The organism is Paenarthrobacter sp. AT5, assembly GCF_032764245.1.
Lineage (GTDB): Bacteria > Actinomycetota > Actinomycetes > Actinomycetales > Micrococcaceae > Arthrobacter > Arthrobacter ureafaciens.
The window spans coordinates 872,010-889,165 of sequence record NZ_CP136441.1; the positions used below are offsets into that span (position 1 = coordinate 872,010).

General features: G+C 64.5%; 15 protein-coding genes and 1 tRNA gene. 6 read left to right on the forward strand and 10 right to left on the reverse strand.

Going from position 1 to position 17,156, the window contains the following annotated elements; translation table 11 throughout:
- Nucleotides 1–12 precede the first annotated feature (12 nt).
- The 5 genes from RI444_RS04105 to RI444_RS04125 form a co-directional block, all read right to left on the reverse strand.
- Complete coding sequence (locus tag RI444_RS04105) at nt 13–1,428, reverse strand: DUF4032 domain-containing protein (protein ID WP_021473763.1); 1,416 nt, start codon at nt 1,426–1,428, stop codon at nt 13–15.
- Nucleotides 1,425–3,017, reverse strand: coding sequence for a beta-N-acetylhexosaminidase (locus tag RI444_RS04110; RefSeq protein WP_207605087.1), 1,593 nt, complete (start codon nt 3,015–3,017; stop codon nt 1,425–1,427). Before RI444_RS04110 ends, RI444_RS04105 begins: the two co-directional genes overlap by 4 nt.
- Nucleotides 3,018–3,238: 221 nt before the next feature.
- Nucleotides 3,239–4,321, reverse strand: a complete 1,083-nt coding sequence (locus tag RI444_RS04115; protein WP_021473761.1) for an ABC transporter ATP-binding protein — start codon at nt 4,319–4,321, stop codon at nt 3,239–3,241.
- A 206-nt stretch (nt 4,322–4,527) separates the two neighbouring features.
- Nucleotides 4,528–5,331 (reverse strand): trehalose-phosphatase, encoded by an 804-nt coding sequence (gene otsB / locus RI444_RS04120; protein ID WP_069696683.1) that lies wholly within the window; start codon nt 5,329–5,331, stop codon nt 4,528–4,530.
- Nucleotides 5,321–6,823, reverse strand: a complete 1,503-nt coding sequence (locus RI444_RS04125) for a trehalose-6-phosphate synthase (RefSeq protein WP_021473759.1) — start codon at nt 6,821–6,823, stop codon at nt 5,321–5,323. Before RI444_RS04125 ends, otsB begins: the two co-directional genes overlap by 11 nt.
- Nucleotides 6,824–6,990: 167 nt before the next feature.
- On the opposite strand from RI444_RS04125, the gene RI444_RS04130 reads away from it, so the two are divergent.
- The 3 genes from RI444_RS04130 (at nt 6,991) to RI444_RS04140 (ending at nt 8,777) form a co-directional block, all read left to right on the forward strand.
- Entirely contained in the window at nt 6,991–7,869 is an 879-nt protein-coding gene (locus RI444_RS04130) for a DsbA family protein (protein ID WP_021473758.1), read from the forward strand.
- A gap of 170 nt (nt 7,870–8,039) precedes the next feature.
- Nucleotides 8,040–8,116 (forward strand) — tRNA-Thr (locus tag RI444_RS04135).
- Between the two features lie 109 nt (nt 8,117–8,225).
- Nucleotides 8,226–8,777, forward strand: a complete 552-nt coding sequence (locus RI444_RS04140) for a TOPRIM nucleotidyl transferase/hydrolase domain-containing protein (RefSeq protein WP_021473757.1) — start codon at nt 8,226–8,228, stop codon at nt 8,775–8,777.
- A 39-nt stretch (nt 8,778–8,816) separates the two neighbouring features.
- On the opposite strand, the gene RI444_RS04145 is transcribed toward RI444_RS04140, so the two are convergent.
- The 3 genes from RI444_RS04145 to RI444_RS04155 all read right to left on the reverse strand — a co-directional run bounded on the left by RI444_RS04145 (nt 8,817) and on the right by RI444_RS04155 (nt 11,538).
- Complete coding sequence (locus RI444_RS04145) at nt 8,817–10,016, reverse strand: cation:proton antiporter (protein WP_242703144.1); 1,200 nt, start codon at nt 10,014–10,016, stop codon at nt 8,817–8,819.
- A gap of 175 nt (nt 10,017–10,191) precedes the next feature.
- Entirely contained in the window at nt 10,192–11,085 is an 894-nt protein-coding gene (locus tag RI444_RS04150) for a glucose 1-dehydrogenase (protein ID WP_021473755.1), read from the reverse strand.
- Between the two features lie 132 nt (nt 11,086–11,217).
- Nucleotides 11,218–11,538: a DUF3040 domain-containing protein gene (locus RI444_RS04155; RefSeq protein WP_207605086.1), complete on the reverse strand. Its 321-nt coding sequence runs from the start codon at nt 11,536–11,538 to the stop codon at nt 11,218–11,220.
- 204 nt (nt 11,539–11,742) lie between these two features.
- Between RI444_RS04155 and RI444_RS04160 the strand changes: the two genes are divergently transcribed.
- Nucleotides 11,743–13,437 (forward strand): RecQ family ATP-dependent DNA helicase, encoded by a 1,695-nt coding sequence (locus tag RI444_RS04160; protein ID WP_207605085.1) that lies wholly within the window; start codon nt 11,743–11,745, stop codon nt 13,435–13,437.
- Here RI444_RS04160 and RI444_RS04165 read toward each other — a convergent pair.
- Entirely contained in the window at nt 13,434–14,351 is a 918-nt protein-coding gene (locus RI444_RS04165) for an NAD(P)H-hydrate dehydratase (RefSeq protein ID WP_207605084.1), read from the reverse strand. The genes RI444_RS04160 and RI444_RS04165 overlap by 4 nt on opposite strands.
- Nucleotides 14,335–15,111: a histidine phosphatase family protein gene (locus RI444_RS04170; RefSeq protein WP_207605083.1), complete on the reverse strand. Its 777-nt coding sequence runs from the start codon at nt 15,109–15,111 to the stop codon at nt 14,335–14,337. Before RI444_RS04170 ends, RI444_RS04165 begins: the two co-directional genes overlap by 17 nt.
- A 211-nt stretch (nt 15,112–15,322) precedes the next feature.
- Between RI444_RS04170 and RI444_RS04175 the strand changes: the two genes are divergently transcribed.
- Nucleotides 15,323–16,660 (forward strand): NAD(P)/FAD-dependent oxidoreductase, encoded by a 1,338-nt coding sequence (locus tag RI444_RS04175; RefSeq protein ID WP_207605082.1) that lies wholly within the window; start codon nt 15,323–15,325, stop codon nt 16,658–16,660.
- A gap of 31 nt (nt 16,661–16,691) precedes the next feature.
- Nucleotides 16,692–17,153: a GatB/YqeY domain-containing protein gene (locus RI444_RS04180; RefSeq protein WP_207605081.1), complete on the forward strand. Its 462-nt coding sequence runs from the start codon at nt 16,692–16,694 to the stop codon at nt 17,151–17,153.
- The last annotated feature ends 3 nt before the right edge of the window (nt 17,154–17,156 follow it).

Sequence of the window (17,156 nt, forward strand, 5' to 3'; positions counted from 1 at the left end):
CCCTCCAGGACCTCAGTCGTCGGCGTCGGGGTATTCTTCCACCTCGTCGTACCGGCCGGACTCTTCAACTTCCACTTCGAGGATCTTCAACATCTCGGTGTCCGGGTTCAGCATGATGGCGGCCTCGTCACGGCGGTGCCGCAGGACGGTGTCGATGTAGGACTGCACCGTCTCCGCGAGGGGGATGTGGCGGTCCTGCTTCTGGCTCATGTACCAACGGTGTTCGAGGACCTCGTGGACCACCTCGGCGGGTTCGAGTTTTCCTGCCAGGTGCCGGGGGATGGACCGCACGATCGGTTCGAAGATCTGGCTGACCCAGGCATGGGCGCTGATTTCCTCGTCCAGTTCGGGGTTGTTGTCGGCACGGAACTGGTCCATGTCATTCAGCAACCTGCGGGCCTGGTTCTCCTGGGCGTCCAGGCCGGTCAAGCGCAGCAACCGGCGCTGGTGGTGCCCGGCGTCCACCACCTTGGGCTGCAGCTGGATCGTGGAACCGTCCGCCGTGGTCTTGATGGCATATTCCTCGACGTCGAAGCCGAGCTCGTTGAGCCTGCGGATACGCGCCGCCACCCGCCAGCGTTCGCCGAGTTCGAAGGACTCCTTCTCCGTCAGCTCGGCCCAGAGGCGCCGGTAGCTGTCCATGATCAGTTCACTGGTAGCTACGGGGTCCACTTTCTCCTCGATGAGGCCGCCGTCCAGGAGATCCATGAGCTCGCCCGCAATATTCACCCGGGCAATCTCCAGATCGTACTCGCGTTGGCCCATGGAGAGGTCCGGGTACAGCTCACCGGTTTCAGCGTCCACGAGGTAGGCGGCAAATGCACCGGCGTCGCGGCGGAAGAGGGTGTTGGAGAGCGACACGTCGCCCCAGTAGAAACCGATGAGGTGAAGGCGGACCAGAAGCAGCGCCTGTGCATCGATGAGGCGGGTCAGCGTGTCCTTGCGGAGCATCTGGGAGAACAGTGCGCGGTACGGCATGGAGAACTTCAGATGCCGGGTGACCAGCACGGGGTTCAGCGGTTTGCCGTCCGCCGTCGTCCGGCCGGTGATGACCGCCACCGGCTCAACGCAGGGGACGTCCAGCCGGGCCAGCTTCCGGAGCATGTGGTATTCGTGCCGGGCCACGTGCTCAGAGGTTTCCTTGATGGCTATGACGGAGCCGCCAAGGTGCGCGAACCGGACAATGTGGCGGGAAATACCGCGGGGGAGTGCTGCCAGGAATTCAGCCGGCCAGTCCTCCAAGGCGATGTGCCAGGGAAGGTCCAGCAGTTCAGGATCGGCCGCTGCTGCGGTGATGTTGAGCGAACCTATAACGCTCGCCGGCGGGGTTGAGTCCTGCGCGCTCGCAGCTTCCTTCCGTGGGAGCTTGCCGATCTGCCCGTAGTCGGTAGGTTCGTCGTGCCACTGGGCTCCGTTTTGCTCGCTCATGCCTCAATTGTTCCGTATTCGGTGGTGTTGTTCGGTTCAGTGAAGGGATCGGCCGGTGTGGCGGACCATTCGACGTCGGCAGCCGGCTGGAAGGTGACCCCCTGGTTGGCGAGCCGCTCGCCGAAGCCGCCCAGCCGACGTCGGAAGTCACCAAGGCTTCGGGCCTCCTGTGGCGACCACGCCACTTCCGCGAGGGAAACCGCACGCGGGTACAGCAGCCAGTAGGCCTGGCGGTTGCCGCGGACGGTTTCGGTCCATAGGGGACCTTCGACGCCGAGGATGTGCTGGTCTTCAAGGCCGCCTTGGGCGGGGTTCCACTGGTAGTACTCGGACCAGGTGAAGGGGCCGCCGTCAACCCAGGACAGTCCGATGGGGCTGGTGGAATCGTACTTTTGGTCCAGGTACGTCCGGTCGGCAGGAGACATGATGACCTTGGCAGTACCTTGTTCGGCCTTGTTCAGTACTTGCCCGAAGTCTCCGAACCAGTACTGCACCACGCTTCCATCCGGCAGATCCGCTTCGGCCGCCTCGTTCCAGCCCACCACGGTCTTGCCGGTGGCGGCGCCGATCCTTGCGAACTCCCGGACCATGGCGAGGTAGTTTTCGTGGCCGGTCACGTGGGCCTCGTCCCCGCCGATGTGCAGATATGGGCCGTCCGTGATGGCGGCAACCTGCCCCAATACCTCGCTGACGAACTCGTAGGTGGCGGGAATGTCTGCGTCCAGCGTGGAGTACCCCACCTCACCCGTGGCGTTCATGGGTTTGGCCATGCCATCAGGGTTGAGCCGGGGCACGGCTGCCAATGCTGCATTGACGTGGCCCGGGAGGTCGATCTCGGGAACCACCGTGATGTTGCGGGCGGCTGCGTAGGCCTGGATGTCCCGGTAGTCCTGTTGGGTGTAGAAACCCGTCCGACCGGGCGTGAGGCCAACGCCAGGGTGGTTCACGGCCCCGCCCACTGCCGTGAGGTTGGCGTACTCCAGCCCGGAGGGGTTGTTCTCCGGTTCATGGATCTCGATGCGCCATGCTTGGTCGTCCGTCAGGTGCAGGTGCAAGGCGTTGAACTTGAGCTGCGCCATGACGTCGATTTGTTCCTTAACCTCGGCAACGGTGAAGAAACTGCGCGCAACGTCAAGCATCAAACCGCGGTACCGGAAGCGGGGAGCATCTTTGATTTCGACGGCGGGGACCGTCCAGTCGCGTTGCCTGTCCGTGTTTCCCGCGGGCCCGTCCGGCGGGGCTTCGATGGCGGGGTCGAACAACTGGCGGAGGGTCTGGATGCCGTTGAACAGCCCGGCCGGTGTGTCAGCCCGGACCCGTGCGCCTGCGTCGGTGACAGTCAGGGCGTAAGCCTCAGCGCCGCCGTCGAACGTTCTGGTCAGCTCCAGTGCCACGTCACCGGGCCGGAAATCGCTGACCAGCGGAAGTTCGTGGCCGATAGCGCGACGCAGGAATGACGCGAGGTGCCCGGCAACGGGCACGGCGGCGCCGGTTGCGGAGATCCGGGTGGCGCCGCCCAAGGTGAAAGCCCGGCCATCCAGGACGGCGACGTGCACAGGCTTGGGGATGAGGAGTTCCGTGACGTTCATGCCGTTCTCCTTCTGGTCCGATGCCGCTACGGGGCGGGTTAAAGCGGTAACGGCCCGACGCGGGGGTCGGGCCGTTATCGCTACTTCAGGGGGTCGGTTGGTGGGCCCACGCCGACAGGGTTCCCTGGCCGAAGCGAAGCGAGGCTAGGGGGTCGGTGGGTGGGCCCACGCCGACAGGGTTCCCTGGCCGAAGCGAAGCGAGGCTAGGGGGTCGGTGGGGATTAGTCGCCCAGGCGGAGGCCGGTCTTGGTGTCGAACAGGTGCACGTGGCCGGACTGCGGACGGACGAAGATGGACTCGCCCTTCATCGGAGGACGGCGGCCGTCAACACGGGCCACGATGTCGTGGCTCTTGCCGTCGAGGGTGGTGTGGCCGTAGACGTAAGCGTCGGCTCCGAGCTCTTCCACGACGTCCACCTCAACCTGGAGGCCTTCGCCCTGAGGAGCGGTCTCGAGGTCCTCCGGACGGGTACCGACGGTGACCGTCTTGCCCGAAGCGTCATCGAGGACATCGTGCGGAACGGGGTAGACCGTGCCGCCGAACTGGACGCCGCCGTCAACAACCGGCAGTTCCAGCAGGTTCATGGCGGGGGAGCCGATGAAGCCTGCAACGAAGACGTTCTGCGGGCGGTCGTACAGGTTGCGCGGGGTGTCGACCTGCTGGAGGAGGCCGTCCTTCAGCACTGCGACGCGGTCGCCCATGGTCATTGCCTCGACCTGGTCGTGCGTCACGTAGACGGTGGTGACACCGAGGCGGCGGGTCAGGGACGCGATCTGGGTACGGGTCTGGACACGGAGCTTGGCGTCCAGGTTGGACAGCGGTTCATCCATGAGGAAGACCTGCGGGTTACGGACGATTGCGCGGCCCATGGCGACACGCTGGCGCTGACCACCGGAGAGGGCCTTCGGCTTGCGGTCCAAGTACTGCTCAAGGTCAAGAAGCTTTGCGGCTTCACGGACACGCTCTGCGCGCTCTTCCTTGGAGACGCCGGCGATCTTCAGGGCGAAGCCCATGTTGTCGGCAACAGTCATGTGCGGGTACAACGCGTAGTTCTGGAAAACCATCGCGATGTCGCGGTCCTTCGGCGGAACGTCGGTGACGTCGCGGTCGCCGATCAGGATGCGGCCTGCGTTGACGTCCTCCAGGCCTGCGAGCATGCGCAGGGAAGTGGACTTACCGCAACCGGAGGGTCCAACGAGGACCAGGAATTCGCCATCAGCGATGTCGATGTTCAGCTTATCGACGGCGGGCTTATCAGTGCCCGGGTACAGACGCGTAGCGTTGTCAAAAGTAACTGTTGCCACAGTTATCAATCCCTTCACCGGCAGGTACGTGCCGGACGATCCGTAGTGAATGGTTCTTGTTTTTCAGTTGAAACTCCCCGGCCGGAGCCGAGGAGTCGCCCGTGGCGCCGCACGATGCTGTGCGTCACGTCACATACGAGAGTATGTCAGACTTTTTGACGAACTGTCGAACTGTTACGAAGGTCACATGAAATTCTGTTCGCGATTCATGCGGAGCCAACGGCGCGGCGTCGTTCCCGGAGCAGCGCTTCCAGGAGTTCGGCCACATGTACCGGAGCTTCCACCCGGTACGCTGCCTGCGTGAAATCCAAGCCCACCTTGATGCCGACGTCCCCGGGCAGGAGCCTGCCCAGCGCGTCCTCGTCCGTGACGTCGTCACCGGCAAACAGGACCGCGGTGGCTCCGGTGGCCTGGCGGAGGAACTCCACGGCCTCGCCCTTGGACGCTTGGATCACCGAGGTTTCCAGCACCCGTTTGCCGGATTTCAAGTACACCCCCGGACGGTCCTGCAATTCCAGGCGGGCGGCCTGGACGGCGTCCTCGGCCACGTCGTCGTCCGCCAGCCGGGTGTGGAGCACCACGCCTGCCGGCTTGTCTTCCAGCAACGTGCCGGGAGCGACGTTGACGATGCCGGCGAGCACCTCGCGCACCGAAGCCAGGCGTTGCCGCTGCTCGTCATCCAGTTCCAGTCCGAGGGATCCTTCTCCCATCCAGACTTCCGCCCCGTGGCTTCCGATCAGAAGCGTCGTTTCCGGCGGGGAGGCGACCGCGCGCAGGCTGTCCAGGGCGCGTCCCGAGATGAGTGCCGTCGTCGTGCGCGGAAGCCCAGAGAGTTGCTCCAAAGCCGCAGCCGACCGGGGAAGCGGGCGGGCGTCCGACGCATGATCGACGATCGGGGCAAGCGTGCCGTCGAAGTCGAGGGCAACCAGCAGGTGTTCCGTATCGGCGATGCGGCGGACCGCGTCGAGCAGCTCCGGCGCCAGGGAGAGGGGGGTCTGCTCAGCTGTCATCGCGCACCACCTTTTCCTTGAGCGCAGCCAGGAAGTCCGCGGACCAGTGGTCGACGTCGTGGTCAAGGATCTGCTTGCGCATCAGCTTCATGCGGCGGCGGGCTTCCTTGGGGTCCAGTTTGATGGCCCGCAGGATCGATGACTTCAGCCCGTCGATGTCGTGCGGATTGACCAGCAAGGCCTGCTTCAGCTGGTCGGCAGCGCCGGCGAACTCGCTGAGGACCAAGGCTCCGTCATCCTCGGAGCGGGCCGTGACGTACTCCTTGGCCACCAGGTTCATGCCATCCCTCAAGGCCGTGACCAGCATGACGTCGGCCGCCAGGTAGAGGGCCACCATCTCTTCCACGGGGTAGCTGTGGTGCAGGTAGCGGACGGCCGTGTTCTGGATGGTGTCGTAGGTGCCGTTGATCCGGCCCACCGTGCCTTCGATTTCTTCCCGCAGGAGGCGGTACTGCTCCACGCGTTCCCGGCTGGGGCTTGCCACCTGGATCAGGGTGGCGTCTTCAACCTTGATGTGCCCGTCGGCCAGGAGTTCCTCGAAGGCCTTCAGCCTGTGCCCGATGCCCTTGGTGTAGTCGAGCCTGTCCACGCCCAGCAGGATGGTCTTGGGATCGCCGAGGTCCTTGCGGATCTGCCGGGCCCGTTCGATGATATCCGGCCGCGTGGCGAGCTGGCGGATCTGGTCCACGTCGATCGAGATGGGGAACGCCTGGGCGCGGGCAATGTGCGTGACCTGTCCGTCCTGTCCCTTGACGTGGACCTGCTGCTGCTTGACGCTTGCGCCCAGGAAGCGGCGGGCTGACCGCATGAAGTTGCCGGCGTCGCTGGGGCGCTGGAAGCCGAGGAGGTCGGCGCCGAGCAGGCCGTCAATGATCTCGCGCCGCCACGGCAACTGCGCGAAGATTTCCGGCGGCGGGAAAGGAATGTGGTTGAAGAAGCCGATCTTTAAGTCCGGGCGGGCTTCCCGGAGCAGCCTGGGGACAAGCTGCAGCTGGTAATCCTGCACCCACACCGTGGCCCCGTCCGCGGCATGGCGGATGACGGCGTCGGCAAACTTCTTGTTCACCTGGCGGTAGGAGTCCCACCATGTCCGGTGGAATTCCGGCGGCGCGATGACGTCGTGGTAAAGCGGCCAGATGGTGGCATTGGAGAATCCCTCGTAGTAGAGCTCCACTTCGTGGCTGCTCAACTGGACCGGGACGAGGTCCATGCCTTCGTGGCTGAAAGGACGCACTGTCTCGTCCGGGGCGCCGTGCCACCCGACCCATGCGCCGTCGGACTTCGTCATCATGGGCGCCAGTGCGGTCACGAGGCCGCCGGGGGACCGGCGCCAGCCGTCACCGCCGTTAGTATCGCCGTCGTTGCTGTAACGGTCCACGGGCAGGCGGTTGGACACCACCATGAAATCGAACGTGCTCGCCGTGGGCTTCTGCGTGGGTGAGGCCCTAACGCCCTGTTCCGTCGTGAGTTTTTCGCTTGCCAAATCCTGCATTACTGCCCCCTGGGGTTGCTGTGACTCGCTTCCCAGCCTACCGGCGGAATCTTCAGGGGCGGTTGATCGTTCAACCACCGGGCGGTTGCGTGTGCGGCAAACCTTCAGGTTTGCTCCCGTAAACTGGCCCCGTTGCCACTTCGACATCGAGTAACCACGAGGAATTGATGAGTCCCGCAAACGAACCACGCCTGTCCAAGGCCGAGCGCACAGCCCAGGCCCGCGAACAAGCGCGCAAGATCCGCGAAGAACAGCTTAAGAAGGAGAAGCGCAACAAGCTCCTGATTGGCTGGGGCATCGTGGTTGCCGTCGTGGCGATCCTCGTGATCATCGCACTCGTGGTGGTCCAGAACATCCAGAACAGCGCCCCCATCGCGGACAGCGGCCCCACCCCGGCCAACGGCAACGTCCACGGCGGCGTGACGCTGCTGGCCAACAACGAAGTAGTCAAGTCGGAGCCCGCAACGGTGAACGTGGCCGATGTCCCGGCTCCGCTGACCACCAAGCCGGCTACCGTGGCCGCTCCAGGCGCCGAGGCCGAAGCCGGCAAGCCGGTCAAGGTTGTTGCCTACATCGACTTCATCTGCCCGGTCTGCAAGCGCTTCGAAACCACTTACGGTGAATCGCTGACCAACCTGCGCAACGAAGGCAAGATCTCCCTCGAGTACCGGCCGCTTGGTTTCCTGGACCAGCAGTCCACCACCAACTACTCCTCACGCGCCGCGAACGCTGCCGCCTGCGTCGTGAACACCTCGCCGGAGAAGTACGCCGACTTCTTCAACCTCCTGTTCGAGCGCCAGCCGTCCGAAGGCGGTGCAGGCATTTCCGACAAGGACCTCAAGGCCATGGCCACTGAAGTCGGAGCCGCCAATATCGACTCCTGCGTGGATAACAAGGAGTTCCGCCCGTACGTGAAGGTCGCCACGCAGGAAGCTGCCGCGATCGGTATCACCGGCACGCCTACTGTCTTTGTCGACGGCAAGCAGTGGGACGGGTCCACCGACCTTAACGCAGAGATCCAGGCGGCCATCAGCGCCAAGGGCTGATTCTCAGCCACGTACGACGGCGGCCGGTTGCCTCTTCCGGGAGGCGACCGGCCGTTGTTGTCTCCGGGCGGGGCTGTCCTGCGCTGAATTTCCTTGTGGGGGACGGTCTGGGCTAACCTTGTCTAGCGTTCTTTAGCGAGTGTCCAGCACAGGCTGGCATCGTTCATCGCGCCTCCTTAGCTCAGTTGGCCAGAGCACCTGTCTTGTAAACAGGGGGTCGCCGGTTCGAATCCGGCAGGGGGCTCCACTAACCCCTCTTTCCGGCGGACCACCACCGGAATGAGGGGTTTTCCGTATTCGCGGGCCGGCGTCATCACGGCGTGCCGGGCCGTTGCCGCGGCATGCATACTGGCTCTATGCAGACCACTGTGCTGGTGGAAGGTGAAAGCGACAAGGTGGCCGTGGAGACGCTGGCCGCCAAGCTTGGCCATGACCTGGCGGCAGAGGGCGTCACGGTGGTACCCATGGGCGGCGCCACCAGCATCATCCACTTTCTGGACCGTTATGGGCCCAGCGGCGCAGACCATAGGCTCCTGGGCTTGTGCGATGCTGGCGAATCGCCCGGAATTGCCCGGGCGCTGAGCCGTGCGGGCATCGGTCCCGGAACGTTGGCCGAACTTGGGTTCCACGTCTGCCACGAGGACCTGGAAGACGAACTCATCCGTGCCCTTGGAACGGAGAACGTCCTGAATGTCATTGAAGAACAGGGCGAACTGGCATCGTTCCGGCTCCTGCAGCGTCAACCGTCGCTCCGGGACCGCCCGGTGACGGACCAACTGCGGAGATTCTTCGGCGGCCGCAGTGGCAACAAGGTCCGGTATGCAAGGTTGTTGGTTGAGGCACTGCCCGACGGCGAGGCGCCACTGCCGCTGGGACTCCTCGTTGCCTCGTTCGCAGCCGGGAACTGAACAGCACACGTCCGCGTGTCCGGGGCTTCGTCGCAACCGCTAACGCCGTTCGCCCCAGTGCTTTTGGGAGCGCGGGGCGGAAACTGGTGCGCCAGGTGTGCGTTGCCGCAACGCGAGCATCGGGAAGAGCAGCACTGAGAGCATCCCGGCGCCGACCAGCGCGGAAGCGATCCCGTTGGAGATCAGGTGGGTGTCCTGCCCGATCCCCGTCACCGCAACGATGATCGGCAGGCCTGTTGCGCCGAACAGGGCAACGGCGCGTTTACCGGCAAAAGTGGAATGCCGTGGTGCGGCAAGCATCGAGGGCAGGCCCCGGACCACCAGCAACAGGATGAGGAACACCGGCACCAGCGCCAGGGTCATGGGGTCTGCGGTCAGTGCGCCGAGATCGAAGTCAATTCCGGTGTCGATGAAGAAAATCGGGACCAAGAAGCCAAACGCAATGGCGTCCACTTTGGCCTCGATGACGCTGCGATCCTGTTCGGGTGCCCGCGCGATGACCACCTTCCACAGGATCCCGGCAGCAAAGGCACCCAGCAGCATGTCCAGGCCCAGGGTCATGCTCAGCACCACCAGGACGGTGAGGATGAACATGATGGAGCGCACCGCGAATTGGCTGCTGGTGTGAAGGGTCCTGGTGACCTGCGCGTGCAGGAATTTGTGGCGGGAACGGGAGGCGAGGAAGACTGCAAGGCCGGTCAGGACAATAAAGCCCAGGAGTACTGCCGTGGCCGGACCCAACTGCTTGCCGCTGAAGAACAAGGAGATGGCCACGAGGGGACCGAATTCCCCCACGGCACCAAGGGCAGTCACCGCGATGCCCAGGGGAGTCCGGGACTCGCCCGCGTCGCGGAGGATGGGCAGCAGCGTGCCCAGCGCCGTGGAGCAGAGCGCGACGCCGATGATGACTGCCGCCTCCAAACCGGGTCCGAGGATGAGGCCCGCGCCGATTCCGGCCGTCAGGGAGATGACCCAGCCGATGCCTGCCCGTGCGGCAGGCCGGCCGCGGATGAGGCTGAAGTCGATCTCCGTGCCGGCCACGAAAAACAGCATGGCCAGTCCGAAATCCGCCAAGGTGTCAGTGAATTCCACCGATTGGACCCATCCCAGGACGGCCGGGCCCAGCAGCATGCCCAACAGAATCTCGAAGACCACCAGGGGGACTTTGATGACACGGTCCAACGCTCGGACCAACAAGGGCGCCAGGACTGCAAGGGAAGCGATCACCAGCAGTGACATGCTCAGGCCTTGCATCGGCAGCACCTCCGCCGCGACGAGTCGGGGAACAAACCCAAAGCTACCCGTCGGGTTCCTCCCGGCGCCATAACTGCGTCAACAAAAACCGACGGCGACGTCCCCGCCGTGGGAGCGTCGCCGTCGTCGTGGTCCGCTGTGGCCCACGCAGCGGGGCAGGTTATGGCGTGGGGCTGCCGCCGTTGACATTCAGGGTCTCGCCGACGACGTAGCTGGATTCGGGCGAGGCGAGGAAGACGTAGGCCGGTGCGAGTTCAGCCGGCTGGCCGGCACGGCCCAGGGGAGTGTCCTTCCCGAACTCGGGCAGGGCTTCCTTGGGCTGGCCGCTGCTGACCTGCAGCGGAGTCCAGATGGGTCCCGGCGCCACGGCGTTGACGCGGATGCCTTGGGGAGCCAGCTGCTGGGCGAGGCCCTTGGTGAAGTTGTTGATGCTGGCCTTCGTCGTGGCGTAGTCCACCAGGGTGGGTGATGGGTTGTAGGCCTGAATGGACGTGGTGTTGATGATCGTGGATCCCGCGGGCAGGTGGGGGAGGGCTGCCTTGGTCAGCCAGAACATTGCGTAGACGTTGGTCTTGATGGTGTGGTCGAACTGCTCATCACTGATTTGCCCGAGTTCTTCCTGCGCCACTTGCTTGCCCGCGTTGTTGACCAGGATGTCGATCCCGCCCAAGGCGGACACTGCTGCGTCCACCACGTCGCGGCAGGTTGCCGAATCCTTGAGGTCGCCCGGCACCTTCACAGCCTTGCGGCCGGCTGCCTCGATGATGCCGGCGATGCGCGAGGCATCTTCCTCTTCTTCCGGCAGGTAGGAAAGAACGACGTCGGCACCCTCCCGGGCGAAGGCGATGGCCGTTGCCGCCCCGATGCCGGAATCGGCTCCCGTGACAATTGCCTTGCGGCCCTCCAAGCGTCCGGTACCGCGGTAGGTGTCTTCGCCGAGATCGGCCTTGGGGGTGAGTTCCGCATCCAGTCCCGGTTCCGGCTGGTGCTGCTTGGGCGGTGAAATGTGCTCGTATGCTGTGACCGGGTTTCGGAACGTGTACTGATCAGTCATGGTCGGTCCTCCTGGTATTGCGTGGAACACGGACAAGCCTGCAACGAATTACTAAGTAGGCTTATGATTTTCAGCCTATGCAAGGTCGGGTGTGGTCGCAAGTGCGGGATACGGACGCTCGCCCCGGGGCGGTCAGGCGTGCCGGCGGCTTCTTGCCCTGCGCTGTTCCGTGCGCCGCCTTTCCGCCCACCTGCGATGTTCCATCCACTGGCTGACGATTGCCGTCACCATCAGCGTGAAGCCGAGCAGTCCGAGCGGCGATGGGTGGATGGGGATCCCCAGTAGGATGAGCGCCAAGCCGAGTGCTGCCGCGATGACGTTCAGGGCCTTGGGGGCAGGTGCGGGCTCGGACGGGATGCCCGTTTCAAGTTGTTTGGCCAGCGCGGGATCCTGGATGAAGAGCTCGCGCTCCAGCTCCTGCAAGACCTTGCGCTCCTGATCTGATAGCGGCATGACGATCCTCCCCGTTCGCAACCCCGTAGCCATGGTGCCAATGTGCGCGTTAACGGCGGCGTCGCGCGCAACAGGATAAGCTAAGCATGCTTATTATTCGGTCCGCAAGCACTGATTGAGTGTTGTGGACATGGTCGCGCTAGGCTGGATTCCCCCCGGCTCAAGCAACGCGGCCGCAGGTACTAGGGTGCGGAGCTTTACACCATGTCGGACGAATCAGCCCTGGCCGCGCTCGCGGCCGCATCCTTCTCGCTGGATGCACTCAGGGATGGGCAACTGGCCGCCATGAGCGCGCTCGCCGAAGGACGCGACGTCCTTGCCGTGATGCCCACCGGATATGGCAAGTCCGCCACATACCAGGTCGCCGCCTTGTACCTGCACCAGCAGCAACAGAAACTGCACGGCCGAACCGGGGGACCCGCCGTCGTGGTTTCCCCGTTGATCGCCTTGCAGGAAGACCAGTTGGAGGGCCTCAACAGGCACCTGGGCGAGGGCGCCGCCGTCGCGGTCAACTCGGCCCACAGCGACACGGACGTGGAAGCTGCATGGGACGCGGTGGAGTCCGGGAAGGCGGTCTATCTTTTCCTGGCTCCTGAGCAGTTGGCCAAGCAGGAGACGGTGGAGCGGATCGCGCGGCTGGACCCCACCCTGCTGGTAGTGGACGAGGCCCATTGCGTTTCATCCTGGGGACACGACTTCCGGCCCGACTACCTCAACCTCGGCAACGTCCGTGAAAGCCTGGGGAACCCGCCCGTCGCGGCCCTGACCGCAACGGCTTCCCCGCCCGTGCGGGACGAAATTGTTGAGCGCCTGGGCATGCAGGATCCACTGATCCTGGTCCGGGGCTTCGACCGTCTCAACATCAGCCTGGAAGTAGTCCGCCACCACGAGGACAAGGCCAAGCGGAAGGCCGTGCTGTCCCAGGTTGCGTCGTTGACGACGTCGGGACAGAAGGGCTTGGTGTACGCGGCCACCCGCAAGGACACGGAGAAGTACGCAGCCAAGCTGGTGGCGCAGGGAATCCGTGCCGAGGCCTACCACGCAGGCCGTTCCGCATCCGAGCGCGAACTCATCCACGAACAGTTCCTGGCCGATGACCTCGATGTAGTGGTTGCCACGACGGCGTTTGGCATGGGCATCGACAAGCCCAACGTCAGGTTTGTGGTGCACGCCGATATCCCCGAGTCCCTCGATGCCTACTACCAGGAGATTGGCCGGGGCGGCAGGGACGGGGACAATGCGAGGGCAGTGCTGCACTACCGGTCCGAGGACCTCGGCCTGCGCAAGTTCTTCGGCACCCATGCTCCGGACCAGGAGTCCCTCCTCGCCGTGCTGAAGGTCCTGAAGAACGCGGGGGCGCCGGCAACCAAGAAGGTCCTGGCCGAGCTGACCGGGTTCCCGCCGAGGCGCGTTACTGCCTTGGTGAACCAGCTGGAGGAAGCCGACGCGGTGAAGGTGGGCAAGCGCGGCGTCCGGCTTGCCTCCAAAGCGAAGCTGCGGTCCCTGGTGGCCCACGCCGTCGAGCTGGCCGAAGCACGCCAGCGCGTGGACCATTCCCGCCTCACCATGATGCGCGCGTACGCGGAGACCGACAGCTGCCGCCGGCAGTTCCTGCTGGGCTACTTCGGGGAAGAACTGGCAAAGGCCTGCGGAAACTGCGACGCCTGTACAGAAGCCGCCAACCATCCCGACGTTCGGCCCACCGGCAAGGAAACGCCCGACGCCGGCGCCTCGCCTGATCCGTTCCCGTTGCAGTCCGCGGTGATCCACAAGGAATGGGGGCCAGGACTTGTCATGCGGCACGAAGACGACGTCATCACCGTGCTGTTCGAGCACGAAGGATACAAAACCCTGTCCCGCTCGACCGTCATGGAGCACGAACTCCTCAGGCCTGCCTAGGTTTTCAGCTCAAGCATCAAGGCCGGGAGCTGGTCGGCAAGTTCCCGGGCAAGGAATCCCAGCGGGCCCATGGTGCTGGCCAGCCTGTCCGCGGCAGCTGCGTGCAAATGGGTCCCCCAGCAGGCAGCCTGGGTGCTGCTGGTACCCCGGGCACGCAGCCCGGCAATGGCGCCGGCAAGGACATCGCCGCTGCCGGATGTTCCCAGCCCGCCGTAACCCGTGGTGATTTTCCACAGTGCGGATTCCGTTTCCGACGTGCCGGGTGCGCCTGCGATGTAGCCCTGGCAACTCACGACGGCGTCGAACTTTCGCGCCACCGCCGCCACATCGGCCTCGAGATCCTCCACGTCCCGGCCCAGCAGGATTCCGGCTTCCGTGGGATTGGGGGTGAGGATCATGCGGCCCCGCCATGGGTCCAGCCGGTCCTCCAGCTCCGGCAGCGCCCCCAAAGCGAAGGCGTCGAGCACGACGGCGGGACCTTGCGTCGGGGCTTGTCCTCCACGGTCTTCCTCGCGTTCAAGAAGGGCGAACAGCAAGTCACGGCTCAACTCCTGGTCATCAAGGCCGGGTCCGATCAGTACGGCATCCGCCCGGTCCAGGTACGAGGAAATACGGTCCAGGCCTTTTCCGGTGATGGAGCCCTTGGAGTCTTCGGGCAGGCCCACGGCACCACATTCGGGTAACGCCACGCCGAGCTGCACGGACACCGATTCGGCCACTGCCAACGTCAGTTTCCCGGCACCTGCCCGCAGCGCGGATGCGCCGGCGAGCAGGGCGGCGCCCGGTGTCGAACGGCCACCCCCAACCACCAGCACGGCACCCCGCGAGTATTTGTCTTCACCGGGCGCGGGCAGGGACCAGTCCCGCAGCAGCGACGGGGTGACCGGCGTCGGGGTGTTAGCGGGGGTGGACACTGGCGTCTCCTGCGTGCTCGGTAACGGAAACTCCCTGCTCGGTGAGGTGGTCCGCTACGTTGAAGCTGTCCAATGTCCAAGGCCCGGCGCCCGATGGTCGCAGGTACCGGGTGATGGAGGCGTTGAGGATCGAGGTTGTGGTGGCCAGGTCCAGGACTTCTTCCTCGGACATACCCTCAAGCACGTACCGGACCAGCATGATCACCGCGTCGTGGCACACCAGCATCACCCGTTTGCCGCTGTTAAGCGTATTCAGTTCATCCAGCACGGAGCGCAGCCGCAGTGCCACGTCCGCCCAGGATTCGCCGCCCGGCGGACGGTAATACAGTTTGCCCAGCCAGAGCCGCCGCTCGGCTTCCTCCGGGTACCGGGATTCGACGCCCAAGCGGGTCAGCCGGTCCAGGATGCCCAGTTCGCGGTCCCGCAAGCGTTCATCGGACAGGACTTTGACAGGCCAGCCGGCCGTCCGGACGGCGATTTCCGCCGTCTGCCTCGCCCGGGCGTAGGGGGACGAAACGACGGCGTCGGGACGGTCAGCCTCCGGAATCCTTGCCAGTGCCGTTCCCAGCGCCTTTGCCTGCTCCTGCCCGAGATCGGACAGGTTCACGTCCGCGTCCCGTGCCGGAACCTCAATGACTTCTGCCCCGGCGAGCCGCGCCTCCGTCGCTGCGACGTTGCCTTCACTCTCCCCGTGCCGGATCAACAGCAGCTCTACGGCACCGGCTTCCTGCACCGCATCTGTCAGCCCGTCGTCGTTCATCCGGAATCACCCCGTCAGTGTTGTTTTGCTGATTATCCAGCTGTCCTTTTCCAGTTGTCTGCAGAACACTACACACCGGGTACCCACGGTTTTGGAAGATAAACGCACGACGGCGGGGCTGCCGCGTGCTGCGCTGCTTTCGGAGTGGCCGTGTGCTTCGAGCCGCAGTCAAGCCCTGTTGCCTTCGGCCGGGGTGAAGTAAGTTGCTGGGATGGACGACTCATACCAGGTCATTGTGGTCGGCGGCGGATTCGCAGGTGTTGCGGCAGCCAAGGAACTCGGGCGAAAGGGCGTTCGCGTCCTGCTGATCGACTCAAACAACTACCACCAATTCCAGCCGTTGCTCTACCAGGTGGCCACCTCCCAGATCGGTGTCTCGGCCATAGCCCGCCCGCTCCGGTCCGTGTTCCGGCGCTACAAATCCGTCAAAGTCCTGACCGCGAAAGTCAGTTCAGTGGACACGGCACGGAAGACGGTTACCACCACGGACGGACGGACTCTCCGCGGGCAGATCTTGGTGCTTGCAGTGGGCGCGGTACCCAACTTCTTCAATACTCCAGGTGCCGAGGAACACGCCTATCCGCTGTACTCCGTCACGGATGCCACAAAGCTGGGCACCGGCCTCACGCGGCTCCTGGACCAGGCGGACCGCAACGACGGCATGGTGGACGTGGTGGTTGTGGGTGGTGGTCCTACCGGTGTTGAAACTGCCGGAGCGATGGCCGAAAACGTCAAGTACGTGGTCCGCAAATATTTCTCGCCCGAGCTGGCGTCACGGTGCCGCGTGCACTTGGTGGACATGGTCCCGAGCGTACTGAATGCCTTCTCGAAGAAATCCCAAGCCTACGCGGCCGAGCATCTTGGGAAGGTCGGCGTTCAACTCCGCATGGGGGTGGGAGTCACGGAAGTCCGGGCCGACGGGGTTTCCCTTGCTGACGGCACGTTCATTCCGGCGCAAATCGTGGTGTGGGCCGGTGGCCTGAAGGCCGGCGACCTCATCTCCGGATCCGGTCTGGCACAAGGCAGGGGAGGGCGGATCGATGTCCGGCCGGACCTCACCGCGCCGGACGTTGACGGGGTGTACGTCCTCGGCGATGCCGCCAACATCACCGACGACGCCGGAAACAAGCTTCCCCAACTGGGTTCAGTTGCGCAGCAGGCGGGAAAGTGGGCGGCCCACAACATCATTGCCGACCTGAACGGTGGTACCCGCAAGCCTTTCCATTACGTGGACAAGGGCTACATGGCGATGGTTGGCCGCGGCGCGGCGGTGGCCGAGCTGGGGCGGAAGCGTTATCAGTTGCAGGGCACCTTTGCCTTCCTTTCCTGGCTCCTGGTGCACTTGGCGCTGTTGTCCGGAATCCAGCAGAAGGTCAGGGCGCTGTTCTCCTGGCTCAACGGCTACATCCTGCACAGCCCTGCGCAGGTAGTGGTGAGTGGGCCGGTGGACAGGGCCATGGAGGACGAGGATCCCGCCCGCCCGGACACCCCGGAGAAGTTGCCGGTGGGAGAACAACCCGGCGCCGGGTTGCCGCCCGCCGGGCAATAAGCTGGAGGTTGAACCCGGAGCGAGGAGCAGCATGTCATTGAAAGACCGTCTCAAGGCAGACGTTGTGGAGCACATGAAAGCCGGCAACAAGACTGCCCTGACCACAGTGCGCAATGTCCTGGGCGAGATCACGACGCGCGAGAAATCCGGCAAGACGCCGGTGGACCTCGACGAAGCCCAGGTGACCTCATTGCTGCAGAAGGAAGCCGCCAAGCGCAGGGACACCGCCCGGATCTACACCGAAGCCGGCGAAAGTGAACGTGCAGCGGCCGAAGAGGCAGAAGCGGAAATCATCGAGGCCTACCTTCCGAAGCCGCTTACCCGTGAGGAAGTCGAGGCGATTGTTGACGAGGAGATTGCCGCTCTCAAGGCCAGCGGGCAGGAACTCTCCATGCGTTCCCTCGGGGCGGTTATGAAGCCCGTGACGGCCAAGGTGGCTGGGCGGTTCGACGGCAGGACCGTCAGCGAGATCGTCAGGGCACGCCTGGGCTGACGT

What these genes read in the sequence shown, in the direction of transcription:
- RI444_RS04110 (WP_207605087.1), bottom strand. Translation starts at nt 3,017, where the DNA reads ATGAACGTCACGGAACTCCTCATCCCCAAGCCTGTGCACGTCGCCGTC.
- RI444_RS04160 (WP_207605085.1), top strand. Translation starts at nt 11,743, where the DNA reads ATGTCGGACGAATCAGCCCTGGCCGCGCTCGCGGCCGCATCCTTCTCG.
- RI444_RS04175 (WP_207605082.1), top strand. Translation starts at nt 15,323, where the DNA reads ATGGACGACTCATACCAGGTCATTGTGGTCGGCGGCGGATTCGCAGGT.
- otsB (WP_069696683.1), bottom strand. Translation starts at nt 5,331, where the DNA reads ATGACAGCTGAGCAGACCCCCCTCTCCCTGGCGCCGGAGCTGCTCGAC.
- RI444_RS04150 (WP_021473755.1), bottom strand. Translation starts at nt 11,085, where the DNA reads ATGACTGATCAGTACACGTTCCGAAACCCGGTCACAGCATACGAGCAC.
- RI444_RS04130 (WP_021473758.1), top strand. Translation starts at nt 6,991, where the DNA reads ATGAGTCCCGCAAACGAACCACGCCTGTCCAAGGCCGAGCGCACAGCC.
- RI444_RS04180 (WP_207605081.1), top strand. Translation starts at nt 16,692, where the DNA reads ATGTCATTGAAAGACCGTCTCAAGGCAGACGTTGTGGAGCACATGAAA.
- RI444_RS04140 (WP_021473757.1), top strand. Translation starts at nt 8,226, where the DNA reads ATGCAGACCACTGTGCTGGTGGAAGGTGAAAGCGACAAGGTGGCCGTG.
- RI444_RS04170 (WP_207605083.1), bottom strand. Translation starts at nt 15,111, where the DNA reads ATGAACGACGACGGGCTGACAGATGCGGTGCAGGAAGCCGGTGCCGTA.
- RI444_RS04125 (WP_021473759.1), bottom strand. Translation starts at nt 6,823, where the DNA reads ATGCAGGATTTGGCAAGCGAAAAACTCACGACGGAACAGGGCGTTAGG.
- RI444_RS04155 (WP_207605086.1), bottom strand. Translation starts at nt 11,538, where the DNA reads ATGCCGCTATCAGATCAGGAGCGCAAGGTCTTGCAGGAGCTGGAGCGC.
- RI444_RS04105 (WP_021473763.1), bottom strand. Translation starts at nt 1,428, where the DNA reads ATGAGCGAGCAAAACGGAGCCCAGTGGCACGACGAACCTACCGACTAC.
- RI444_RS04145 (WP_242703144.1), bottom strand. Translation starts at nt 10,016, where the DNA reads ATGTCACTGCTGGTGATCGCTTCCCTTGCAGTCCTGGCGCCCTTGTTG.